The sequence below is a fragment of the Streptomyces caelestis genome (assembly GCF_001279005.1).
Classification (GTDB): Bacteria; Actinomycetota; Actinomycetes; order Streptomycetales; family Streptomycetaceae; genus Streptomyces; species Streptomyces heliomycini.
Map to the genome: position 1 here is coordinate 1 of NZ_LGCN01000160.1, position 252 is coordinate 252.

Here is a 252-nt window from a genome sequence, read left to right on the forward strand (position 1 = left end):
CCCACGCCGAGGGCCGCGACGATGGCGACGGCGCCGATGACGATCCCGGCCTTCTTGCCGCCGCCGCCCGGGGCGGGGGGCTGGGGCGGCATGCCGTACGGGGCCTGGCCGTAGGGCGGCTGCTGGCCGTACGAGGGCTGCTGCGGCGGGACGCCGGGCTGGCCGGGCTGCTGCGGATAGCCGTATCCGGGCTGGCCGGGCGGGGGAGCCTGCTGGGGGTAGCCGTAGCCGGGCTGCGGGGCCTGCGGCGGC

1 pseudogene is annotated in these 252 nt (G+C 80.2%); it reads right to left on the reverse strand.

Going from position 1 to position 252, the window contains the following annotated elements:
• Positions 1 to 252, reverse strand: a pseudogene (locus ADK41_RS14885) (hypothetical protein); the annotation flags it as partial.